This is a genomic window from Rhizobium sp. MHM7A, assembly GCF_005862215.1.
GTDB lineage: Bacteria > Pseudomonadota > Alphaproteobacteria > Rhizobiales > Rhizobiaceae > Rhizobium > Rhizobium bangladeshense.
Genome location: NZ_VCHT01000007.1, coordinates 311,817 through 332,119, shown reverse-complemented (window position 1 = coordinate 332,119; position 20,303 = coordinate 311,817). Strand labels below are relative to the sequence as shown.

General features: G+C 61.2%; 21 protein-coding genes. 7 read left to right on the top strand and 14 right to left on the bottom strand.

All coding sequences use genetic code 11. From position 1 onward, the window contains the following. Positions 1-35 precede the first annotated feature (35 nt). Positions 36-614: a TetR family transcriptional regulator gene (locus FFR93_RS23510; protein ID WP_138394966.1), complete on the top strand. Its 579-nt coding sequence runs from the start codon at positions 36-38 to the stop codon at positions 612-614. On the opposite strand, the gene nth is transcribed toward FFR93_RS23510, so the two are convergent. Then, positions 579-1,376 (bottom strand): endonuclease III, encoded by a 798-nt coding sequence (nth, locus tag FFR93_RS23505; protein WP_171049245.1) that lies wholly within the window; start codon positions 1,374-1,376, stop codon positions 579-581. The genes FFR93_RS23510 and nth overlap by 36 nt on opposite strands. Here nth and FFR93_RS23500 point away from each other — a divergent pair. Continuing rightward, the gene (locus FFR93_RS23500; RefSeq protein WP_138394964.1) at positions 1,375-1,872 is read left to right on the top strand and encodes a DUF2244 domain-containing protein; all 498 of its coding nucleotides are present in this window, start codon (positions 1,375-1,377) and stop codon (positions 1,870-1,872) included. The genes nth and FFR93_RS23500 overlap by 2 nt on opposite strands. 79 nt (positions 1,873-1,951) lie before the next feature. Continuing rightward, positions 1,952-2,824, top strand: coding sequence for a bifunctional helix-turn-helix domain-containing protein/methylated-DNA--[protein]-cysteine S-methyltransferase (locus FFR93_RS23495; protein WP_064708632.1), 873 nt, complete (start codon positions 1,952-1,954; stop codon positions 2,822-2,824). A 53-nt stretch (positions 2,825-2,877) separates the two neighbouring features. Here the strand turns inward: FFR93_RS23495 and FFR93_RS23490 are convergent, their stop codons facing one another. Continuing rightward, positions 2,878-3,873 carry a sugar-binding transcriptional regulator gene (locus FFR93_RS23490; RefSeq protein WP_138394963.1) on the bottom strand — a complete coding sequence of 332 codons (996 nt, stop codon included), beginning with the start codon at positions 3,871-3,873 and terminating at the stop codon, positions 2,878-2,880. A gap of 424 nt (positions 3,874-4,297) precedes the next feature. Between FFR93_RS23490 and tal the strand changes: the two genes are divergently transcribed. The 3 genes from tal (at position 4,298) to FFR93_RS23475 (ending at position 6,586) form a co-directional block, all read left to right on the top strand. After that, on the top strand, positions 4,298-5,263 hold the full coding sequence (tal, locus tag FFR93_RS23485) for a transaldolase (protein ID WP_064708634.1): 966 nt from the start codon (positions 4,298-4,300) through the stop codon (positions 5,261-5,263). A 75-nt stretch (positions 5,264-5,338) separates the two neighbouring features. Continuing rightward, on the top strand, positions 5,339-6,022 hold the full coding sequence (locus FFR93_RS23480; protein WP_138394962.1) for a DUF1345 domain-containing protein: 684 nt from the start codon (positions 5,339-5,341) through the stop codon (positions 6,020-6,022). Positions 6,023-6,142: 120 nt separating this feature from the next. Further along, positions 6,143-6,586, top strand: a complete 444-nt coding sequence (locus FFR93_RS23475) for a DoxX family protein (protein ID WP_138394961.1) — start codon at positions 6,143-6,145, stop codon at positions 6,584-6,586. A 44-nt stretch (positions 6,587-6,630) separates the two neighbouring features. Here FFR93_RS23475 and FFR93_RS23470 read toward each other — a convergent pair whose 3' ends face one another. The 7 genes from FFR93_RS23470 to FFR93_RS23440 all read right to left on the bottom strand — a co-directional run bounded on the left by FFR93_RS23470 (position 6,631) and on the right by FFR93_RS23440 (position 13,520). After that, a complete protein-coding gene (locus FFR93_RS23470) occupies positions 6,631-6,804 on the bottom strand; it encodes a DUF1328 domain-containing protein (RefSeq protein WP_126923204.1) in 174 nt (57 codons plus the stop codon). 121 nt (positions 6,805-6,925) lie between these two features. Beyond that, on the bottom strand, positions 6,926-8,353 hold the full coding sequence (locus FFR93_RS23465; RefSeq protein ID WP_138394960.1) for a gamma-aminobutyraldehyde dehydrogenase: 1,428 nt from the start codon (positions 8,351-8,353) through the stop codon (positions 6,926-6,928). 13 nt (positions 8,354-8,366) lie between these two features. Further along, entirely contained in the window at positions 8,367-9,179 is an 813-nt protein-coding gene (locus tag FFR93_RS23460) for an ABC transporter permease (RefSeq protein WP_138394959.1), read from the bottom strand. After that, positions 9,169-10,131: an ABC transporter permease gene (locus FFR93_RS23455; RefSeq protein ID WP_138394958.1), complete on the bottom strand. Its 963-nt coding sequence runs from the start codon at positions 10,129-10,131 to the stop codon at positions 9,169-9,171. The genes FFR93_RS23460 and FFR93_RS23455 overlap by 11 nt, the downstream gene beginning before the upstream one ends. Continuing rightward, positions 10,128-11,114, bottom strand: coding sequence for an ABC transporter ATP-binding protein (locus FFR93_RS23450; RefSeq protein WP_138394957.1), 987 nt, complete (start codon positions 11,112-11,114; stop codon positions 10,128-10,130). Before FFR93_RS23450 ends, FFR93_RS23455 begins: the two co-directional genes overlap by 4 nt. A 216-nt stretch (positions 11,115-11,330) precedes the next feature. Beyond that, a complete protein-coding gene (locus FFR93_RS23445) occupies positions 11,331-12,491 on the bottom strand; it encodes an ABC transporter substrate-binding protein (RefSeq protein WP_138394956.1) in 1,161 nt (386 codons plus the stop codon). A gap of 120 nt (positions 12,492-12,611) precedes the next feature. Beyond that, positions 12,612-13,520, bottom strand: a complete 909-nt coding sequence (locus tag FFR93_RS23440; RefSeq protein WP_138395003.1) for a LysR family transcriptional regulator — start codon at positions 13,518-13,520, stop codon at positions 12,612-12,614. Between the two features lie 178 nt (positions 13,521-13,698). Between FFR93_RS23440 and FFR93_RS23435 the strand changes: the two genes are divergently transcribed. Further along, positions 13,699-14,436, top strand: coding sequence for a hypothetical protein (locus tag FFR93_RS23435; RefSeq protein ID WP_138394955.1), 738 nt, complete (start codon positions 13,699-13,701; stop codon positions 14,434-14,436). 131 nt (positions 14,437-14,567) lie between these two features. On the opposite strand, the gene lysS is transcribed toward FFR93_RS23435, so the two are convergent. From lysS to FFR93_RS23410, 5 genes are all read right to left on the bottom strand, one after another. Beyond that, on the bottom strand, positions 14,568-16,064 hold the full coding sequence (gene lysS / locus FFR93_RS23430; RefSeq protein WP_138394954.1) for a lysine--tRNA ligase: 1,497 nt from the start codon (positions 16,062-16,064) through the stop codon (positions 14,568-14,570). A 22-nt stretch (positions 16,065-16,086) separates the two neighbouring features. Then, the gene (gene gltX, locus FFR93_RS23425) at positions 16,087-17,553 is read right to left on the bottom strand and encodes a glutamate--tRNA ligase (protein ID WP_138394953.1); all 1,467 of its coding nucleotides are present in this window, start codon (positions 17,551-17,553) and stop codon (positions 16,087-16,089) included. A 243-nt stretch (positions 17,554-17,796) separates the two neighbouring features. Then, positions 17,797-18,546: a TerC family protein gene (locus FFR93_RS23420; RefSeq protein WP_138394952.1), complete on the bottom strand. Its 750-nt coding sequence runs from the start codon at positions 18,544-18,546 to the stop codon at positions 17,797-17,799. A gap of 99 nt (positions 18,547-18,645) precedes the next feature. Next, positions 18,646-19,485 carry an AraC family transcriptional regulator gene (locus FFR93_RS23415; protein WP_138394951.1) on the bottom strand — a complete coding sequence of 280 codons (840 nt, stop codon included), beginning with the start codon at positions 19,483-19,485 and terminating at the stop codon, positions 18,646-18,648. 106 nt (positions 19,486-19,591) lie between these two features. Beyond that, positions 19,592-20,272: a TetR/AcrR family transcriptional regulator gene (locus tag FFR93_RS23410; RefSeq protein ID WP_138394950.1), complete on the bottom strand. Its 681-nt coding sequence runs from the start codon at positions 20,270-20,272 to the stop codon at positions 19,592-19,594. Positions 20,273-20,303: the final 31 nt, after the last annotated feature.

The window sequence follows — 20,303 nt, the reverse complement described above, 5'->3', positions numbered from 1 at the left end:
TTAACATACAGTCGGCTTGTATGTAAATGGGGGAAATGAGCCGCAGCAATCGCGAAAGAACGGAACAGACAAGACAGGCGCTGATCGACGCCGGACGGCGCCTCTTCGTCGATAAGGGGTATGCCGAAACGGCGACGCCGGAGATCGCCGCGGCAGCGGGTGTGACGCGCGGAGCGCTCTATCATCATTTCGAAGACAAGAAGGCGCTCTTTCGCGCGGTTGTCGAAGGCGAGGCGCGCGCAGTTGCCGAAGTGATCGAGGCATGCCCGGCGCCCCATGATGCGCCCCGCGACGCGCTGCTTGCCGGCGCTTCGGCTTATTTCGATGCGATGATGGCGGAGGGTCGCACGCGGCTGCTGCTGATCGAGGCGCCTGCCGTCCTCAGCCCGGCGGCCACTCAGGCGATCGATGCCGACAATGCGGAAATGACATTACGGGCAGGACTTGCAGCCATGCTGCCGGGAGCCGGCGCTGCTCTCGAGCCTCTGACATTGCTGCTATCGGCGGCCTTCGACCGTGCGGCGATGGCGATCGAGGCGGGCGGGGAAAGGCGGCGTTACGAGGAGGCGATCGTTGTTTTACTCGACAGCCTCGCCGATCACTTGCGGCGGTAGCTCGACGAGTGGGGCCGGCACATCCGAACTCTTCTCCGGCGATTTGCAAATATCGGCGATGACGCAGCGTTCGCATTCCGGACGGCGAGCCTTGCAGGTGTAGCGTCCGTGCAGGATCAGCCAGTGATGGGCATGATAGAGGTAATGTTTCGGCACCACTTTCATCAATCGCGCTTCGACTTCATCAGGTGTCTTGCCGGGAGCAAGCCTGATGCGATTGGCGATCCGGAAAATATGAGTATCGACCGCCATGGTTGCCTGTCCAAAGGCCATGGACAGCACGACATTGGCAGTCTTGCGGCCGACGCCCGGCAGCCGAACCAGTTCCTCGCGCGTTTCCGGGACCTTGCCTGCGAATTCGTCGACCAGCATTTGCGAGAGCGCGATCACGTTTTTCGCCTTGTTGCGGTAAAGGCCGATCGTTTTAATGTAATCGCGAACCTTGTCTTCGCCGAGATCGAGCATTTTCTGCGGCGTATCGGCCACCGTGAACAGCGCCCGTGTTGCCCTGTTGACACCGGCATCGGTGGCCTGGGCGGAGAGGGCCACCGCCACCACAAGGGTAAAAGGATTGGTGTGCTCCAGTTCACCCCGCGGCTCGGGCCGCTGCACTGAAAAGCGACGGAAGATTTCCTCGCGCTCAGCCTGCGAATAGCCGGTCTTGACCACCGCCGCCGGCTTGCGGCGGGTAATCACATTCGTGCCTTGCGGCGGGGATTTGAGTTTCGGATTCGCCATAGAAACTCTATACTCAGCGGTCATGATGGAAAGCAACGCCCACAGCTCCAACGAGCAGCCTGTTTTCGCCGCCGAGCTTTTCCCTCACCGCTCGCTCGGCCGCCGGGGCTTCAAGGTGCTGCTCATTCTGTCCGGCGCCGTCTGCTTACTCTATGGGATGTTCTTCATCGTCACCGGCGCCTGGCCGATCGGCTTCTTCTTCGGATTGGACTTCGCGCTTCTCTATGGCGCCTTTTGGCTGAATTATCGTTCCGGGAGGGTGCGCGAACAGGTCACCGTGTCGCTCACGGACGTATCGGTGCGCAAGTTTGCTCCATCGGGACGGATGGTGGAGCATCATTTCAACCCCTTCTGGGCGCGTTTCCTCGTTCGCAGGCACCAGGAGATCGGCATCCTCTCCATGCATATTTTCGGCGAGGGCCGCCGTACGGATATTGGTTCCTTCCTCAATCCTGACGATCGCGAGAGCTTCGCCAAGGCCTTCAAAGGTGCGCTCGCCACCGTCAGGCAGCGTATCTGAGCGCATCAGGCGAACGCGCAAGAATCGGGTGGCTTACCCCCCGCCTATTGATTATCTCCTTGCTGCAAGGAGAAAGACCATGGACATGATTGCGAACCCGCAGACCGACATCACGCCTGACGGCCCTGATTACGACATCGTCCGTCGGGTCATCGAACTCATCACCGAGGATTACCGCGACCAGCCGTCGCTGGAGGCGATCGCCGCGCGGCTCAACCAGTCGCCGACGCAGCTGCAGAAGACCTTTACCCGCTGGGCCGGCCTCTCGCCAAAAGGTTTCCTGCAGGCGGTGACGCTCGACCACGCCAAGCGGCTGCTGCGCAAGGAAGATATGCCGTTGCTCGAGACGTCGATCGAAGTCGGCCTCTCCGGGCCGAGCCGCCTGCACGACCTTTTCGTTACCCACGAAGCGATGTCACCCGGCGAATGGAAGGCGAAAGGCGGCGGCCTCATCATCCGCTACGGCTTCCACATCTGCCCCTTCGGCGTGGCGCTGATCATGGTGACCGATCGCGGTCTTGCCGGCCTTGCCTTCAGCGATTCCGGCGGGGAACGGGCTTGCCTCGAGGACATGACCTGCCGCTGGCCGAATGCCGAATATATTGAAGACCTGCAGGCGACGATGCCCTATGCCGCCCGCATCTTCGAACCCGGGAAATGGTCTTCCGAGCAGCCGCTGCGCGTCGTGCTGATCGGCACGGACTTCCAGGTGCGTGTCTGGCAGAGCCTGCTGAAGATACCCTTCGGCAGGGCGGTCACCTATTCCGACATCGCCAACGAAATCGGCCGGCCGTCGGCGCAGCGGGCCGTGGGGGCGGCGGTGGGCGCAAATCCGATCTCCTTCGTAGTGCCTTGCCACCGGGCGCTCGGCAAAAACGGTGCGCTGACGGGTTACCACTGGGGCCTCACCCGCAAACGGGCGATGCTTGGTTGGGAATCGGCGCATGCGTAAAGTAAGCCGTGCTAAAAAGCACGGCATGAAGCGCGGCAAGCCAAATTGAAAGCTCACGGCGCGCTTCGGGCCTCTTCGGCCAGATCAAGCAATGCTTGCGCCGCGCCTTCATCGGTGATCAGGGTGTTGCAGCCGATGCGCTTGATCGTAGCGCGGATGGCGGTGGCCCGGTGGGCGCCGCCCGAGGAAAGCACGATGTGCTTGGCCTCCTTCAGCATGTCGAGATCCACCGACATCACGCGCTGGTTGATCGAGTGGTCGACCGAATGGCCGTCCTTGTCGAGGAAGTTGAACATGGTGTCGCAGACGCAGCCGGCATTGATCAGTTCCCGCAGCTCGGCCTTCGATATCCATCCTTCCGATAGCGAGGTCGAGTGCGGCCCGATATCACCACAACTGACGATGGCGAGATCGAGATTCTCGGCGAGACGGTAGATCGTGTCCAACCCGCATTTGTCGATCAGATTGCGTTTGGTCTCGACGGAATCGACGAGAAGCGGCGCCAGGAACATATAACATTCGGCGCCGAGCTGGTTTGCCAGCCGCCAAGTGTAATCGATCGGGTTCGTCTGGTGCACGGCAACGATGCCGCCGAGCAGCGAGACGACCTTACAATTGGCGCGGCGTGGCGGCCGGAAGCTCGCTAGCGAGGCGGTCATGGTGCGGCCCCAGCCGACACCGATCGTATAGTCGTCGGGGATGGCTTCTGAGAGGAACTGGCCGAGCGCCAGACCGACATTCTTTGCCAGCGAATCGACGTCGCAATGAACCGGGGCAGGCACGACGATCGCCTCGTCGAGGCCATAGGCACGCTCCAGCTTGACCGAAAGCTCGACGCAATCACCGATCGAATCGTTGATCCAGATCTGGACTTCGCTGCGCTTCATCGACTCGTCGAGCAGCCGGATCACCGTCGTCCGGCTGATGCCCAGCTGTTCGGCGACGTCCTTCTGGGTCAGGCCCTCATTGTAGTAGAGCCATGCGGCCCTCAGTCGCAGCGAGGAGGCCTCGGAATAGGCGGTATGGGTGCCGCGTTTGAGCTTGACCACGTCTCCTCCCGCAGGATTTTCGCCTAAACCCCTGGTGGCGAAAGGCTGCGCCTGTGCGCTTGCTGTTGGGATAATGACGGGCGTGACACTTATGTCAACTGAAATGCACAAATGTCCTTGACTTTTCCTAGGCTGCGCGTTGATAGTCCTCGCGACATGAAGTCGTTCCTGTCCGTCCGAGGAGGACATAGTGCGGGCATGCCGAAAGTCACGACCGGCCTTTGCGCCGCAGGCGATATTGCCTGCGTTCGAGCAGCCGTTCACACCGGGCCGGAACACGTCGACTGTCCCTCACGTTTATGAATCATCCGTGACGGAAGCGCGTATATTCGCCTGCAGCATGCAAACCATCTGTCCCAAGATCATCTCTTTGCCGGGCGGAAGTCGCGCCGGTCCGCTCTGAATTCAATAAGGATCACCAACCATGACATCCAAGCTTGACCAACTCCGCGAGATTACCACCGTCGTCGCCGATACCGGCGATATTCAGGCGGTCGCCCGCCTGAAGCCGGTTGATTGCACGACCAACCCATCCATCGTTCTCAAGGCGCTCGGCACCGAAATGTTCGCCGACGACATGAAGGAAGCGATCGCCTGGGGCAAGAAGCTCGGCGGCGATGCAAATGTCGCTGCTGCAGCCGTTGCCGACCGCCTTGCCATCTCCGTCGGCGCTGCCCTGGTGAAGCTCGTTCCCGGCCGCGTTTCGACGGAAGTCGATGCCGACCTGTCCTTCGATACAGAAGCATCGCTGAACAAGGCACGCAGCATCATTGCCGCCTACAAGGAACGCGGCATCGAGAAAGACCGTATCCTCATCAAGCTGGCCTCCACTTGGGAAGGTATTCGCGCAGCGGAAATCCTGCAGAAGGAAGGCATCGACTGCAATCTGACGCTGCTCTTCTCCAAGGCACAGGCGATCGCCTGCGCCGATGCCAAGGTTTTCCTGATCTCGCCTTTCGTCGGCCGTATCCTCGACTGGTACAAGAAATCGACGGGCAAGGATTTCACCGCCGAGGAAGATCCGGGCGTCCTGTCCGTCCGTGAAATCTACAATTACTACAAAGCCAATGACATCAAGACGGTTGTCATGGGCGCATCCTTCCGCAATACCGGCGAAATCGAAGCGCTGGCCGGCTGCGACCGCCTGACCATCGCTCCGAACCTGCTCGACGAGCTGTCGAATGACCTGGGCAAGCTCGAGCGCAAGTTGTCGCCTGAAACGGTCAAGCCGGCCGCGAAAATCGCCGTCGACGAAAAGACCTTCCGCTGGATGATGAACGAAGACGCGATGGCGACCGAAAAGCTCGCCGAAGGTATCCGCGCTTTCGCCAAGGACTTGGGGACGCTGCGCAGCATGGTGCAAAAGGAATTGCAGCTCGCCGCCGCCTGATAGGGTACGGCAAAGGATCGCAGGCGCGGTGGCCTACTGGCGACCGCGCCTTTTTCATGCTGTTATCAAAGACCTATGCGGCCGGAGGCGAAGATGGAGGAGGAACGGACAACGTCTCTGGCGGTGCTTTCCTCCCGACATGCAAGCTTCATCATCGCCGCCCTTGTCGGCTTGGCAGTCTTCCTGGCCGTGACCTCGCGGGAAGTCAGCGCCCGCAACGTGCTGTTCGGATGGAACGCCAGCGCCGGCGTCTTCATCGCGCTAAGTTGGCGCAAGATGCTGCGGGCGACGGTCGAGAGCATCCGGAAGCGCTCTGAGGACCTCGATTTTTCCGACACGGTCTTGCTGGCTCTTTCGATCGGCGCGGCGCTTGCGAGCATCGCCGGCATCGGCCTCGAGCTGCATTCGATCAAAGAGGCGACGCCCGATGTCGCGCTGGTCCGGGCCGGTGGCGCGGTGCTGACGATCTTGATCTCCTGGGTCTTCCTGCACACGCTCTTCACCATCCATTATGCTCATTATTTCTACGGCGGGGCGGACGATGAGGGCGGCCTGAAATTCCCCGACGGAATCGACGAGCCCAGATATTGGGATTTCCTCTATTTCTCCTTCACCATCGGTGTTGCCGCGCAGACGGCGGATGTCGCGGTCAGTTCGACCAGCATGCGCAAGCTGACGCTGCTGCACGCTGTGCTGTCGTTCCTGTTCAATACGACAATTCTGGCATTGGCGATCAATGTCGGGGCGAGTTTGCTATAATAGGCCGTGCCCCGGGCGATCTGGAGAATTTGAGCCATCGCACGCATCCAAGGCAGCACGGGCGGGAGATCGAGGCAGCAGCAGGGCAAGCGGACTATCTGCTCTGGGCAGGAGGCTATCATGGAAAGCGCCGCAAGCAGGTACCGACCGGCCGACCTTGTCCTGCTCCTCGGCAGGCTTTTGCTGTCGCTGATCTTCCTGCACGAAGGCTGGTCACTTGCGGCGGATCTCGCGGCGACCATCGACACCTTCGCGAAATTGGGACTGTCGGCGCCGGTAGCCTTCGCTACCATCGCCCTTCAGCTCGGCGCCGGCGCTTCCGTCGCGACTGGTTTCCTCGGCAGGCTCGGAGCCGCGGCGCTGGCGCTCTTCTGCCTGGCGACTGCCTTGCTCTTCCACACGAACTTTGCCAGTCAAAACGAGCTCCTGCATTTCGAGAAGGATCTGGCGATTGCCGGCGGCATGTTCGTCCTGGTGGCTACCGGTGCCGGATCGATATCGGTCGACAATCTGCTGAAAAGGCGGACTCGAGGCGTTCCTCCCTGGCTGAGGGCCATGATGTGACGCATCCGTCCGCATTCGACGGTCTCAGCTGGCGTCCGAACCGTTCACAAGACCGCCTGGCCGGCCAGCAGTGCCAGAACCAGGAAGATCAGGAAGATCACCAGCGCGATACCGAAGAGCACCCGGGCGATGGTCGCGGTGGCGGCTGAGACCCCGGAGAAGCCAAAGAAGCCGGCGATGATCGAAATAACGAAGAATATCAGAGCCCATTTCAGCATGACATCATCCTTTGCGTTTGCCTGAAAAGACGCGGCAACCGGGAAAATGTTCCGCGTCGCGCGAAAACGGATGGTGTTCTCTGCTGTCGGGGTCGCTGCTATATCCTTGCCGGGTTCACCGTCAGCCGTGATTGATCATCACATGGCGAACGGCGGTATAATCCTCCAGCGCGTAGACCGACATGTCCTTGCCGTAACCTGATTGTTTGAGGCCGCCATGCGGCATCTCGTTGACCAGCATGAAATGCGTATTGATCCAGGTGCAGCCATATTGCAGCCGGGCGGCGGTCTTCATGCCGCGGCCGATATCCCTGGTCCAGACCGAAGAGGCGAGACCGTAATCGCTGTCGTTCGCCCAGGCGATGGCATCCTCGGCGTCGGAGAAACGGGTGACCGAGACGACCGGGCCGAAGACCTCGCGGCGGACGATCTCGTCGTCCTGCAGGGCACCAGCAATGACAGTCGGAGTGAAGAAGAAGCCCTTATCGCCGGAGACCTTGCCGCCGGTGGTGATTTCCATGTGCTTGTGCTCGGAAGCGCGGGCGACGAAGCTTTCGACGCGGTCGCGCTGGCGCCTGGAAATCAGCGGCCCGATCTCGTTTTCGGTATCGTCAGACTGGTTGAAGCGGATGCTGGCGACAGCAGACGAGAGATCGGCGACGAAATTGTCGTAGACCCTGGCGTCGGCATAGATGCGGCAGGCGGCGGTGCAATCCTGGCCGGCATTGTAATAGCCGAAGGTGCGGATGCCCGACACGACGGCATCTATATCGGCATCGTCGAAGACGATGACAGGGGCCTTGCCGCCGAGTTCGAGATGGGTGCGTTTGACCGTCTTGGCGGCGGCCTGCAGCACCTTCTTGCCGGTCGCGACATCGCCTGTGATCGAGATCATGCCGATCTTGGCGTGATTGATCAGGGCGTTGCCGACGCTTTCGCCGCGGCCAAGAATGACGTTGACGACGCCTTCGGGAAGGATGTCGGAGAGCAGCTTCGCCATCTTCAGCGCCGTCAGCGGCGTCTGCTCGGACGGCTTGAAGACGACGGTATTGCCGCCGGCAATTGCCGGCGCAAGCTTCCAAGCCATCATCATCAGCGGATAGTTCCATGGCGCGATCGAGCCAACGACGCCGATCGGATCGCGGCGGATCATCGAGGTATGACCGGGCAGATATTCGCCGGCGGCCGGTCCATGCAGATTGCGCACCGCGCCTGCGAAGAAGCGATAACAATCGACGATCGCCGGGATTTCGTCGTTCAGCACAGAATTGATCGGCTTGCCGCAGTTCAGCGCCTCCAGCGCTGCGAAACCTGCGGCGTCCTTCTCGATGGCGTCGGCGATCTTCAGCAGATAACCGGAGCGCTCGGAAGGCGTCGTCTGCGACCAGCTCGCGAAGGCTTTTTCGGCGGCATCGACGGCGGCGTCTATCTGGGAAAGCGAGGCCTCGGGAAGATCGATCACTGTCTCGCCGGTCTTCGGGTTCAGGATGTGCTCCTCCGTCTCCGTGCCTTTTTCGAAGCGGGAACCGATCAGCATTTGGGTATCCATGATGTTCTCCCTGTTATTTGCCGGCGCCGGCGATCTGGTCGCCGTCGCGGGTGAGGTAATAGGCTGCCAGGATCGGCAGGAAAGTGACGAGCACCACGATCATCGCGACCACATTGGTGACGGGGCGCTGGCGCGGGCGAATGAGTTCTTCGAGCATCCAGATCGGCAGGGTCGATTGCTGGCCTCCGGTGAAGGTGGTGACGATGACCTCATCGAAGGAAAGGGCAAAAGCGAGCATGCCGCCGGCAAGAAGGGCGGTGCCAATATTCGGCAGAATGACATAACGAAAGGTCTGGAAGCCATCGGCGCCCAGATCCATCGAAGCTTCGACCAGCGAGCCCGAGGTGCGGCGGAAGCGGGCGACGGCGTTGTTGTAGACCACCACCACGCAGAAGGTGGCGTGGCCGAGCACGATGGTCCAGACCGAAAAGGGGATGTCGAAAAGACTGAAGGCGGAGCGCAGCGCAATGCCGGTGATGATGCCGGGAAGCGCGATCGGCAGGATGACCAGCAGCGAGATCACCTCGCGGCCGAAGAACTCCGTCTGGCTTACGGCTGCCGCGCAGAGCGTGCCGAGAACCAGCGCGATTGCGGTGGCGATGCAGGCAACCTGCAACGAAAGGCCCAGCGCCGACCAGACATCCGGCCGGTCCCAGGCGACAGCGAACCATTGCAGTGTCAGGCCGGGTGGCGGCCACTGGTAGCTCTTTTCCTCGGTGGTGAAGGCATAGATGAAGATCAGCAGGATCGGCAGATGCAGGAAGAGCAGCCCGATCGCGGCGGCGATCTTCAGGGGCAGCGGCGCTGTCTTGAAGTCAGAGCGCATCGAAGGCTCCTTGTTTTTTGGCCAGCCACAAGTAGAGCGCCATGATGACGATCGGCACGACGGAAAAGGCGGCGGCGAGCGGCACGTTGCCGGCCGTTCCCTGCTGGGCATAGACGGCCTGGCCGATGAAGAGCCTGGACGAGCCGATGATCTGCGGGATGATGTAATCGCCCAATGTCAGCGAGAAGGTGAAGATCGAACCCGCGACGATACCTGGCAGCGCCAAGGGCAGCAGCACGGTGCGGAAGGTCTGGCGCGGTGTGGCGCCGAGATCCGCCGAGGCTTCGATCAGGTTACCGGGCACACGCTCGAGCGCCGCCTGTGTCGGCAGGATCATATAGGGCAGCCACACATAGACGAAGACGATGAAGGTCCCGAGGTAGCTCACCGAAAGCGAATTGCCGCCGATGACGGGCAGGCCCAGGATGCCGTCGAGAAGCCAGGCGAGATGGAGCTTCTCGAAAATCCAGGTAAGAATGCCTTCCTTGGCGAGGATCAGCTTCCAGGCGTAGATCTTGACGAGGTAGCTCGACCAGAGCGGCAGCATGACGCCAAGATAGAAGAGCGCCTTCCACTTGCCCTGGGCATAACGGGCGGCGTAGTAGGCGATTGGAAAGGCAATTAGCGCGGAGGCGACGGTGACCAGTGCGGCCATGACGAGCGTTCGAATAATGATGTCGAAGTTCGTCGGGCTCAGAAGCTGGGCGTACGTCGACAGCGTGAATTCGTAGTTCACCAGTCCCGAGAAATCGTCGATCGAGAAGAAGCTCTGCAAAAGCAGGGCGACCAGCGAGCCGATATAGATGATGCCGAGCCAGAGCAGGGGCGGAGTCAGCATCAGGAACAGCAAGAGCTTCGGGTGTCGCCAGAGGGCGTCTGACATCAGGCCGAAGACGCCGCTGCGTCCCGGAAGGATCGATGTCTTGCCGTCGGACATGATGAGAGCCGTCATGCCGCATCGTCCATATAGTGGATATCGGCGGGCTGCCAGGCGAGGCGGATGCCGGCGCCGACATCCGGCACAGGCGCGCCGGCCGGCAGGGTGACATGCAGGCGGCTGCCTCTGAGGTCGACGCTGAGACGGGTCGCCGCACCGAGGAAGCTAGCATTTTCGACCTTCGCCTCGACGCCGTCGCTTGCCAGCCGGATCGCCTCGGGGCGCAGGCTTGCCCAGCGCTTCTCTCCGCCGAGCGCTGCCATCAGATCAGGCGCGATTACGTTGGACGAGCCGACGAAATCGGCGACGAAGCGGGTCCTCGGGCAGCGATAAATTTCCTGCGGCGTGCCGTGCTGGACGATGTTGCCATTGTTGAAGACGGCGACGCGATCGGCCATGGACAGCGCTTCGCCCTGGTCATGCGTCACGAAGACGAAGGTGATGCCGAGCGCGCGCTGCAGGCTCTTCAGTTCCTCCTGCATCTGTTCGCGCAGCTTCAGGTCAAGCGCGCCAAGCGGCTCGTCGAGAAGCAGCACTTTCGGCTTGTTGACGAGGGCGCGGGCAAGCGCCACGCGCTGCCGCTGGCCGCCGGAGAGCTGACCGGGCCGGCGGGCGCCATAACCCGGCAGCTTGACGAGCTCGAGTGCGTCGCCCGCCGCCTTCGTCCGCTCGGCCTTGCCGACGCCCTTGACCATCAGTCCGTAGGCCACGTTGTCGATAATGTTGAGATGCGGGAAGAGCGCATAGTCCTGGAAAACGGTGTTGACGTTGCGCCGATAGGGCGGAACGCCGTCGGCAGTCTCGCCGAAGATCTGAATGCGGCCCCCCGTCGGCTGCTCGAAGCCGGCGATCAGTCTGAGACACGTCGTCTTCCCGGAACCGGACGGTCCGAGCATGGCGAAGAACTCGCCTGGCGCGATCTCCAGATCGACGCCGTCGACGGCGCGAACCTGGCCGAAATGGCGCGATACCTGCTGGAAACGGACGGCTGACGTCATTGGGAGACTCCAGGATAGCTATCTTCTGCCGTGTAAGCCCCTCATTTGCCCTGCCGGGCACCGACCGGAGTCGAGCCACGGGTCTCGACCCGTCCTTCGGACCCCCGCGTGGGGAGAAGGGGACACAGAGCGCTGGTTTCGCTCACCAGCTTGTCGCGGGGCACGTCCCTCTCCCCGCAGGCTGGGAGAGGGTTAGGGTGAGGGGCTGTGACGCAACTACCTTCCGCCGATCACGCCGATATAATCCGACACCCAGCGATGATAGGGAACGCATTCGCTCTGCGTCGCGCATTTGGCGACCGGGGTTTTCCAGAACTTGATCTTGTCGAAATGATCGAAGCCGTTGGTGGCGCAGCCGGCATCGCCCATCAGCTCGTTACCCTTGCAGGCGGCGGGAACGGAGGGCACGGCGCCGAACCAGGCGGCGGCGTCGCCCTGGACCTTGGCCTGCAACGAATGTTCCATCCACATATAGGCGCAATTCGGGTGTTCGCTGTCGGCGTGCAGCATTGTCGTGTCGGCCCAGCCGGTGACGCCTTCTTCCGGGAACGTGGAGGCGATCTTCTGCTTGTCGGCCTGCAGCAGGTTGACCTGGAAGGGCCAGGAACCGGAGGCGACGACGCCTTCGTTCTTGAAGTCGTCGATCTGGATCATCGCGTCGTGCCAGTAACGCGAGACGAGCTTGCGCTGGCCGCGCAGCAGGTCCAGAGCGGCCTTGTACTGGTCTTCGGTCAGTTCATAGGGATCCTTGATGCCGAGATCCGGCTTATGGGCCATCAGATACATCGCCGCATCGGCGATATAGATCGCGCCGTCATAGGCCTGGACGCGGCCCTTGTTCGACTTGCCGTCGGGCAGGGTCTGCTCCTCGAAGACGACACCCCAACTGGTCGGTGCCTTGTCTTTGAAGGCGTCGGTATTATACATCAGGACGTTCGGCCCCCAGAGATAGGGCACGCCGTAATGTGCGCCGCCGACCGTATACCACGGGCCGTCCTGCAGGCGCTTGTCGACATTCTTGAAGCTCGGAATCAGATCGGTATTGATCGGCTGGACGCGCTTGCCCGCGATGAGGCGCAGCGATGCGTCGCCGGATGCGGTGACGAGATCGAAGCCACCTTCGTTCATCAGCGACACCATTTCATCGGAAGTGGCGGCAGTCTTGACGGAGACTTTGCAGCCCGTCTCCTTTTCGAAGCCGGTGACCCAATCGTAATTCTTGTCGGTTTCACCGCGCTCGATGTAGCCGGCCCAGGCGACGATGCTGACCGCGCCTTCGCCCTTACCCAAGGCCTTCAGCGGTTCGGCGGCGACCCCCTGTGTCGCGAAGCTGAGGCAGGCGAGCGCTGCCGTGCAGGATTTCAAGAGATTCTTCATCATCCGTCTCCCGGTTTGGTGCCACTTTCTGTGGCCGTTCGTTCCCGGATGAAAAGGTGACGCGAAAATGCCGCTTTCGCAAATTCATTTATCAGAAAGGCGGTATCGGAAATTCCGATATCACCTGATGCGGCCGGAGCGCATGCTTTCGGCGATGCCGACGAAATCGCGGGCCGCCTGCGGCAGGCTGGAGCCCTTGCGCCAGACCATCCCGACCTGCACGACCGGCAGCGAGCCGGAGACGTCGCGGCTCTCGATGCGGTCGCCTTCGAGCGACCAGGGTCGATAGACGAGATCGGGAAGCAGTGCGACGCCGGCACCTGTCGCAACCAAGCTGCGCACCGCTTCGACCGAGCGGGTGCGGAAGGCGACATGCGGGCGGGCGCCGAGCGCCGACAGCAGCTTGCCGGTGTTTTCTTCGATTTCGTCGACCGTCAGCATGATCAGTGGTTCACGAGCGATATCGGCGACCGAGATGATGTCGGCCGACACCAGCGGATGGCCCATGGGCAGCCATAGCCGATAGGGCGAGGTTTCGAGGATCTCCGCCTGCAGCGCCATGCGGTCGCGCAGGTTTGATATCACCATGACGGCCACGTCGAGCTCGCCGCCGACCAGCAGGTGTTCAAGGTAGCCGCCATTGTCCTCAATGGCGCTGACCTCAATGCCCGGACAGGCGCGCCGGTATCGCGCCAGCAGATCGGAGAGGACGTAGCCGGCGACAAGCGAGGTAACGCCGATGTTCAAGGTGCCGGAGAGGGCACTCTGCTGGCCGGAGAAGCTGGTTCGCGCATCGGAGACGGAGGCGAGAATCTTGGTCGCGTGACGGAGGAACTGATGTCCGTTGTGGGTGATGGTCAGGCCACGCGGATGGCGCTCGAAAAGCTCGACGCCAAGGTCGGTTTCCAGCTCCTTCAGCGCTTCGGTCACTGAGGATTGCGAGATCGAAAGGTTCTGCGCGGCTCGCGTCACTGAACCCTGTTCTGCGACGGCCACGAAAAATTGGATCTGGCGGAGCGTGAAGGCCATGGGCTTATAGAGCATGGCGCGATGCGCCGTGGCAAGCGGCTGGAAAAGACGGACCTTTTTTGGTTTTTTTCAAAACGGGGCAGGCTTTGCATGTTCACTTAAACTTTCGGAAACGTCATTTCCCTAGCATTCCCAGCACCTGTCCTGCGTTGGAGTTTGAAATGGCGGAGCAGTTGGCGTGAAGGCCTTACTGCGCATATTCCGGCCTTCCCGGAAATTGGCAATCATCATCGGCGGAGTCGCGCTTCTGGCGGGCGTTTCCGGCGGTGCGGCGATTTATGTCGGTAAGGACAGGCTGGTCGGCGTCTCCGGTGGCGGTGGGCTCGAATGCAGCGACGTCAACCTCGTGACGATCAGGAAGCAGGATCATCTCTGGGTGCGGAAGTACATCAAGACCGAACCGACCGATGGCGTGACGCGGGTCAGGACCGCACTCCGTGTTGCCCAGGCCGTCTACGCCGCGCAGAAACCGGATCTGGTACAGGTGGTGGTGCTTGATGAGAATGGCCCGACGCTGCGCGCCGATATTCGCGGCCGGGCGATTGGCGCCGATGTCGTCTTCATTCCGCACCCCGACAAGGCCATTCCCGGCCTGGACGACAAGCGTTTTACGGCGCGCTACTATGACGGCAAGGCCAGCGAAAATGGATTGTTCTTCGGCGAGCGCATCGAGCTGCCGGCCGATGAGATCGCCATGATCAGCGCCTCGTTCAAGGATCCCGAAGATTGTGTCGACCCGGTCGCCGTCGCCTCGACCAAGCACGATGAAAAGGGCAAGACGGACGCAGGCGGCGGACATGGCACAGCACCGGCCGCCGAAAGTGAAGCCGCGCCCGCTGCAGAGAATGAGGGCGCCGACGTGGTCGCCGAGGCGCCGGCCGAAGAGCCGCCGGAGGAAGCCCCGAAGGCGCATTGACTTGCTGAATTTTGCATTTACGCAATTGCCTACGGAAAACCGCTTCGCACTTTTCCTGGAATTGATCTTGCCAGCATGAAAAAGCGGAGCGCCGGGCGGCATTCCGCTTTCGTTTCTTATGCGTTTTTCCCTCAGTCGGCTTTGCTGCGGCGGGCCGGGAAGAGGATGACGTCGCGGATCGACGGCGCGTTGGTCAGAAGCATGATCAGGCGGTCGACGCCGATGCCGAGGCCGCCGGCCGGCGGCATGCCCTGGTCGATCGCGTCAAGGAATTCGTCGTCCAGCTGCTTTTCCTTTTCGCCGCGGGCATGCGCCTGTTCCAGCTGCTCGACCATTCGGCGGCGCTGTTCCTCGGGATCATTGAGTTCCGAGAAGGCGTTGCCGAGTTCCCAGGCGTTGCAATAGGTCTCGAAGCGTTCGACAAGCCGCGGCTCGCCCGGCACTTCCTTTGCAAAGGGCGAGATGTCCTTCGGGAAATGCGTGACGTGGGCAGGCTGGATCAGCGTGGCTTCGACCTTTTCCTCGAAGATGAAGGCAAGGCATTCGCCCCAGGTCCAGTCCTTCTCGACCGCGAATCCAGCGGCCTTGGCGGCGGCGCGGGCTTCTTCATCGGTCTTGATGGCGAGGAAATCGATACCGGTCGCTTCCTTGACGGCATCCGGCATCGGCACGCGCTTGAACGGTCCCTTGAAGGACAACCGCTTGTCGACGAAGTCGAATTCCGTCGTGCCGTGAATGGAGAGCGCCAGGGTCTCGAACAGCCGTTCGACGAGGTCCATCATGTCCTCGTAATCGGCATAGGCCCAGTAACACTCCATCATCGTGAATTCGGGATTGTGCCGGGTGGAGACGCCTTCGTTGCGGAAATTTCGGTTGATTTCGAAGACCTTGTCGGTGAGGCCCGAGACCAGCGTACGCTTCAGGAACAGTTCCGGCGCGATGCGCAGGTACATGTCGAGCTTCAGCGTGTTGTGATGCGTCTTGAACGGCTCGGCAGTGGCGCCGCCATAGACCGAATGCAGCATCGGCGTCTCGACTTCCATGAAGCCGTCATTTTCCATGAAGCGGCGGATGCCGGAGACGATCTTCGAGCGCTGCTGGAAGCGCAGCTTCGAATCCTCGTTGGTCATGATGTCGAGATGGCGCTTGCGATAACGCAGTTCGATGTCGGAGAGGCCGTGCCACTTCTCGGGCATCGGCAGCAGCGACTTCGTCAGCATTTCGATCTTCTGCGCGTTGATCGTCAGTTCGCCGCGCTTGGTGCGGCGCACGATGCCGGTGACGCCGATGATGTCGCCGATATCGATCATCGGCAGCAGGGCGCGGGCTTCCTCGCTCGTCACATCCTTGTGCGAGAAGATCTGGATCTTCCCGGATGCATCACGGAGATCCATGAACATGCCCGAGTTGCGCGAGGAGTAGACGCGGCCGGCGACCGTCACGACGTCCTGTGTCTCGACGTCGGCTCCCAGAGATTCATACTTGGCGCTCAGTTCGGCATTGGTCAGCGTCCGGTGGAAATGCGCCGGATAGACGTCGCCGATCTGATCGCGCAGCAGCTTCAGCTTTTGGGCGCGCACCTCGGTCGCGTCGGAGGAGAGGGTGTTTTCGGTCTTGTTGTCAGCCACTGTCGAAATCCTCTGACTATTCTTACTTCGAGCCGACGAGGGCTGCGACCGCCTGGGCGGCGAGCTTCAGACGCTGTCGCACGACGGAGCGTCCGAGGATTGCCATGGAATCGAAGAGCGGCAGGGAGCGCGACGAGCCGGAGACGGCGACGAAGAGCGGCGAGACCACAACCTTCAGCTTCTTGCCCATGCGGTCGGCGATGGCGCGCAGTTCGGCTTCGATCGTCTCGACGTTCCATTCCAGGATCTTTTCGAGATCCGGCTGGACGGTGTTGAGGATTTCCAGGATCTCTTCCGGCGGCGACTTGATCTTGGCGAAATCGGAAGGCTGCAGGCCGAGATCGGATTTCAGCAGGAAGCCGGCGAGATCGGGCAGTTCGCCGAGCTTGGAAATGCGCGTCTGCGACAGCCGCAGGCCGGCCTTCAAACGGTCGTTTTCCATCGCCCAGGTGAGCACGCGCGCCTGGAATTCCTCTTCGCTGAGCTTCTCGCGGATCCAGCGGCCGTTCAGCCAGTCGAGCTTCTGGATGTCGAAGATGGCGCCGGCTTTGGAGAGATTGTCCGGATCGAACTTTTCCGACAGCTCGTCCATCGTCAGAAGCTCTTCGCCTTCGGCGATCTGCATGAAGAAGAGACCAAGGAAGTTCATCAGAGCTTCCGGGATATAGCCGAGCGCCGAATAATAGGAGATCGAGGTCGGGTTCTTGCGCTTCGACAGCTTGGACTTGTCGGCATTGCGCATCAGCGACAGATGCATGAAGACCGGCTGGTCCCAGCCGAAATAGCGATAGAGCAGGATGTGCTTCGGCACGGAAGCCAGCCATTCCTCGCCGCGGGCCACATGAGTGATCTTCATCAGATGGTCGTCGATAACGTTGGCCATATGATAGGTCGGCATGCCGTCGGCCTTGATCAGGACCTGCATGTCGACGGAATCCCACGGAATGGAGACATCGCCGTAGACGCCATCGGTGAAGTCGCAGGAGCCTTCGGTCGGTATCTTCATGCGGATGACAGTCGTTTCGCCAGCCGCCATGCGCGAGGTGACTTCCTCGGCCGTGAGGCTCAGGCAGAGACCGTCGTATTTCGGCGGCTTGCCGGCGGCGCGCTGCGCATCGCGCATCTGCTCCAGCCGCGCCGGCGTGCAGAAACAGCGGAAGGCATGGCCCTTGTCCAGCAATTCCTGGGCGTAGGGCTGGTACATCGGCTTGCGGTCGGACTGGCGATAGGGGCCGTAGGGGCCGCCGATATCGGGGCCTTCCTTCCATTCCAGTCCGCACCATTTCAGCGCGTCCAGCACCTTCGTCTCGAATTCCGGAGTCGAGCGCGTCGCATCGGTATCCTCGATGCGCAGGATGAACTCGCCACCGTGCTTCTTGGCGAAGAGGTAGTTGAAGAGAGCGATGTAAGCGGTGCCGACATGCGGCTCGCCGGTCGGCGAGGGAGCGATGCGGACGCGGACACCGGAAGCTGTCCCGGAAACTGTCATTGTGTGTGCCCGTCAATGAATGCCGGACGGCTTTCACGGGAAAGCGACGTTCGGCGGAAGGATGCAGATATCTTCGGCAAACCGGCCGAAAAAAAGGGCATGCGCCCGCACCATCCGCCGATCGTCCGTTCGGCTGGCCTTAGGCCATATTCAACCGAGCGCGTCAAGGAAAACCACGTCCGCAACGGCTTCCCGGTCCGGAGAGGGGCGCGCCGGTTGCCCGCGCGCCCTCCCGTATCAGCCTCAATGCGCGCCTTCGCGTTTGCGCTTGCGGGCGTTGCGCGCGAACATGTTCAGCACCTCGACCAGCGCCGAGAAGGCCATGGCGGCGTAGACGTAACCCTTCGGTACGTGGAAGCCCATGCCTTCGGCGATCAGAGTCGTGCCGATCATCAGCAGGAAGGCGAGCGCCAGCATGACGATCGTCGGGTTCTTCTCGATGAAGTTGGCGAGCGGAGTCGCCGCGACCAGCATGACGGTAACGGCGGCGATGACGGCGATCACCATGATCGGCAGGTGCGGCGTCATGCCGACGGCGGTGATGATGCTGTCGACGGAGAAGACCAAGTCTAGCAACAGGATCTGGCCGATGGCTGATGCGAAACCTGTCGTGACGGATGTCGCAATGAAATCCTCCTGATGATCGACCGGATCGACCGTGTGGTGAATTTCCTTGGTCGCCTTCCAGACGAGGAACAGGCCGCCGGCGATCAGGATCAGATCCTTCCAGGAGAAGCCGTGTCCGAAAGCTTCGAACAGCGGTTCGGTCAGTTGCACGATCCAAGCGACGGTGCCGAGCAGCGCCAGGCGCATGATGAGGGCCAGACCGATACCAATCTTTCGGGCCTTCTCCCGGTGCTCGGGGGGCAGCTTGTTTGTGAGAATGGAAATGAAGATCAGGTTGTCGATGCCGAGAACGACTTCCATCACCACCAGCGTGATGAGCGCCACCCAGGCCGCCGGATCCTGAATGAGCGTCATAATTTCCTGCATTAGTCTATATCCCCTTGCGTCACCGATGACGCCCGCAATGTAGTGTCCGCGGCCTGCTGCGCAAGCGCCGCAAGGGGATATACGAAATCGATGTGACTTTTATTCCCTGATAGGTAGCCAGATTTCAGTGACGCCCACGCCGGTATAGGGATCGAAACGTTCGTCATAACGTTCGAACATGTCGGGCATGTCAGCGTGCTCCAGGCCCGAGGTTGGCCACCATGCGCCGAAAATCCGATTCATGGTCGAGGAAATGCCGGAGACATGGCCGCGATGGGTGAAGACAACGTAGCGCTGGCCCGGAAGCCTGAGCGTCGTAAAATGCGGCGGCAGGTCGCCGGTATCAGATATTTCGGCCGCGGCCATATAGCGGAATTTCTCTGCTTCACCGTTGATATGGGTACAGATGCCGTAGGCGACATTGCCCTTCTGGCTGGAGATATGGCCGAAATGGGCATTGAACCTCTGCCAGAGGGAGGGAATGGCGGCATTGTCGCCGTGAGCATAAATCTCCTGCAGGCCGGCAAAGAGCATCGGCTGAAGGCTTTCGAAGCGGGGCGGTTCGAGGTCGTTGAGGTGGGCGGGGTCCATTCTGATCGGCTCCATCAAGACAAGATTGCGGGCGTGCCCCTGTTTGCGCACCGCATCCGGCGTCATGCCGAACTGGTCGCGGAAGGCACGGGTGAAAGCTTCGTGCGAGCCGTAGCCCGCGCAAAGCGCAACCTCGAGAATGGTAGATGAACCGCCGACCAAGGCGGGCACGGCGCGGCTGAGGCGCCGCCCTCTGATATAGCCGCTGATCGAGTGGCCGGTGACCAGCCCGAAGACGCGCGACAGATGGTAGCGCGACAATCCGGCTGCTTCCGATATCTCCTCCAGCGATATATCGCTTTCGAAATGGCTCTCTATGAACCAGATCGCCCGTGCGATGGCGCTCATTCTCACTCCCCTGGTTGCGGCTTCTTCCTTAGAGAAAAGCCGAAAGCCGGGTTTGATCGTTCTTGCGGAGTTTTGGCCGATGCAAGGGAGCGGTCAAGAAAACGTATCAGCCGGTGTCGTGCCGGCGCGCGCCATAGGCTGCCATGAAGACCCTGATCGCACCCCGGATGACCCGGTCGATCTCTTCGCGGCTCGGCGGTTCTTCCATGCTGCCGAACAGGCGCAGCTTGAAGAAACTGCCGCTGGCGAGATCGAGAAACTGGCCGGCGGCGAGATCGATATCATCGATCTCGAGTGTGCCCTCGGTGATGTGGCGCTCCAGGAAATCGCGCATGATGGTGCGCAGATTGACCGGACCCTTGAAGAAGCGCTGACAGAGGGCCGGCATGCGGTCTCGGACGCCGAGAACGGTGCGCATTGCAGTGATGACCTTTTCGTCGGTCATGTGGGTGACGAAGCTTATCCCGAATTCGTACAGTCCGGATTCGGGATCGTCATGCTCGGCGAGCGCCGTGCGCACTGCGGCCACGAAGGCGGCGCGCTCGTTCTCGACCATTGCCGAAAACAGCTCTTCCTTGTTGGTGAAGTAGACGTAGAGCGTCCCCTTGGAAACGCCGGCCTCACGCGTCACATCGTTCATGCTGGCGGCATCGAAGCCCATTTTCATGAAGACGCGTTTGGCGCCATCGAGGATCTGCTGGCGCTTGGCTGGATCTTCGCCCGCGGCAAATCGGCCCCCAGCAGGAGGAGGGCTGAAGACGGCGGCATTGTCGGATTTCAGCGTCATGTCTCCTTAACCGTTTTTACGGTTTCGCCTG

Coding starts and splice junctions, on each gene's coding strand:
- FFR93_RS23460 (WP_138394959.1), bottom strand. CDS start 9,179: ATGCGCTCTGACTTCAAGACAGCGCCGCTGCCCCTGAAGATCGCCGCC.
- FFR93_RS23470 (WP_126923204.1), bottom strand. CDS start 6,804: ATGCTGAAATGGGCTCTGATATTCTTCGTTATTTCGATCATCGCCGGC.
- nth (WP_171049245.1), bottom strand. CDS start 1,376: ATGACCGCTGAGTATAGAGTTTCTATGGCGAATCCGAAACTCAAATCC.
- FFR93_RS23445 (WP_138394956.1), bottom strand. CDS start 12,491: ATGAAGAATCTCTTGAAATCCTGCACGGCAGCGCTCGCCTGCCTCAGC.
- FFR93_RS23480 (WP_138394962.1), top strand. CDS start 5,339: ATGCGGCCGGAGGCGAAGATGGAGGAGGAACGGACAACGTCTCTGGCG.
- FFR93_RS23420 (WP_138394952.1), bottom strand. CDS start 18,546: ATGCAGGAAATTATGACGCTCATTCAGGATCCGGCGGCCTGGGTGGCG.
- FFR93_RS23455 (WP_138394958.1), bottom strand. CDS start 10,131: ATGACGGCTCTCATCATGTCCGACGGCAAGACATCGATCCTTCCGGGA.
- FFR93_RS23465 (WP_138394960.1), bottom strand. CDS start 8,353: ATGGATACCCAAATGCTGATCGGTTCCCGCTTCGAAAAAGGCACGGAG.
- FFR93_RS23510 (WP_138394966.1), top strand. CDS start 36: ATGAGCCGCAGCAATCGCGAAAGAACGGAACAGACAAGACAGGCGCTG.
- FFR93_RS23450 (WP_138394957.1), bottom strand. CDS start 11,114: ATGACGTCAGCCGTCCGTTTCCAGCAGGTATCGCGCCATTTCGGCCAG.
- tal (WP_064708634.1), top strand. CDS start 4,298: ATGACATCCAAGCTTGACCAACTCCGCGAGATTACCACCGTCGTCGCC.
- FFR93_RS23410 (WP_138394950.1), bottom strand. CDS start 20,272: ATGACGCTGAAATCCGACAATGCCGCCGTCTTCAGCCCTCCTCCTGCT.
- FFR93_RS23440 (WP_138395003.1), bottom strand. CDS start 13,520: ATGGCCTTCACGCTCCGCCAGATCCAATTTTTCGTGGCCGTCGCAGAA.
- FFR93_RS23495 (WP_064708632.1), top strand. CDS start 1,952: ATGGACATGATTGCGAACCCGCAGACCGACATCACGCCTGACGGCCCT.
- FFR93_RS23415 (WP_138394951.1), bottom strand. CDS start 19,485: ATGAGCGCCATCGCACGGGCGATCTGGTTCATAGAGAGCCATTTCGAA.
- FFR93_RS23500 (WP_138394964.1), top strand. CDS start 1,375: ATGATGGAAAGCAACGCCCACAGCTCCAACGAGCAGCCTGTTTTCGCC.
- FFR93_RS23475 (WP_138394961.1), top strand. CDS start 6,143: ATGGAAAGCGCCGCAAGCAGGTACCGACCGGCCGACCTTGTCCTGCTC.
- gltX (WP_138394953.1), bottom strand. CDS start 17,553: ATGACAGTTTCCGGGACAGCTTCCGGTGTCCGCGTCCGCATCGCTCCC.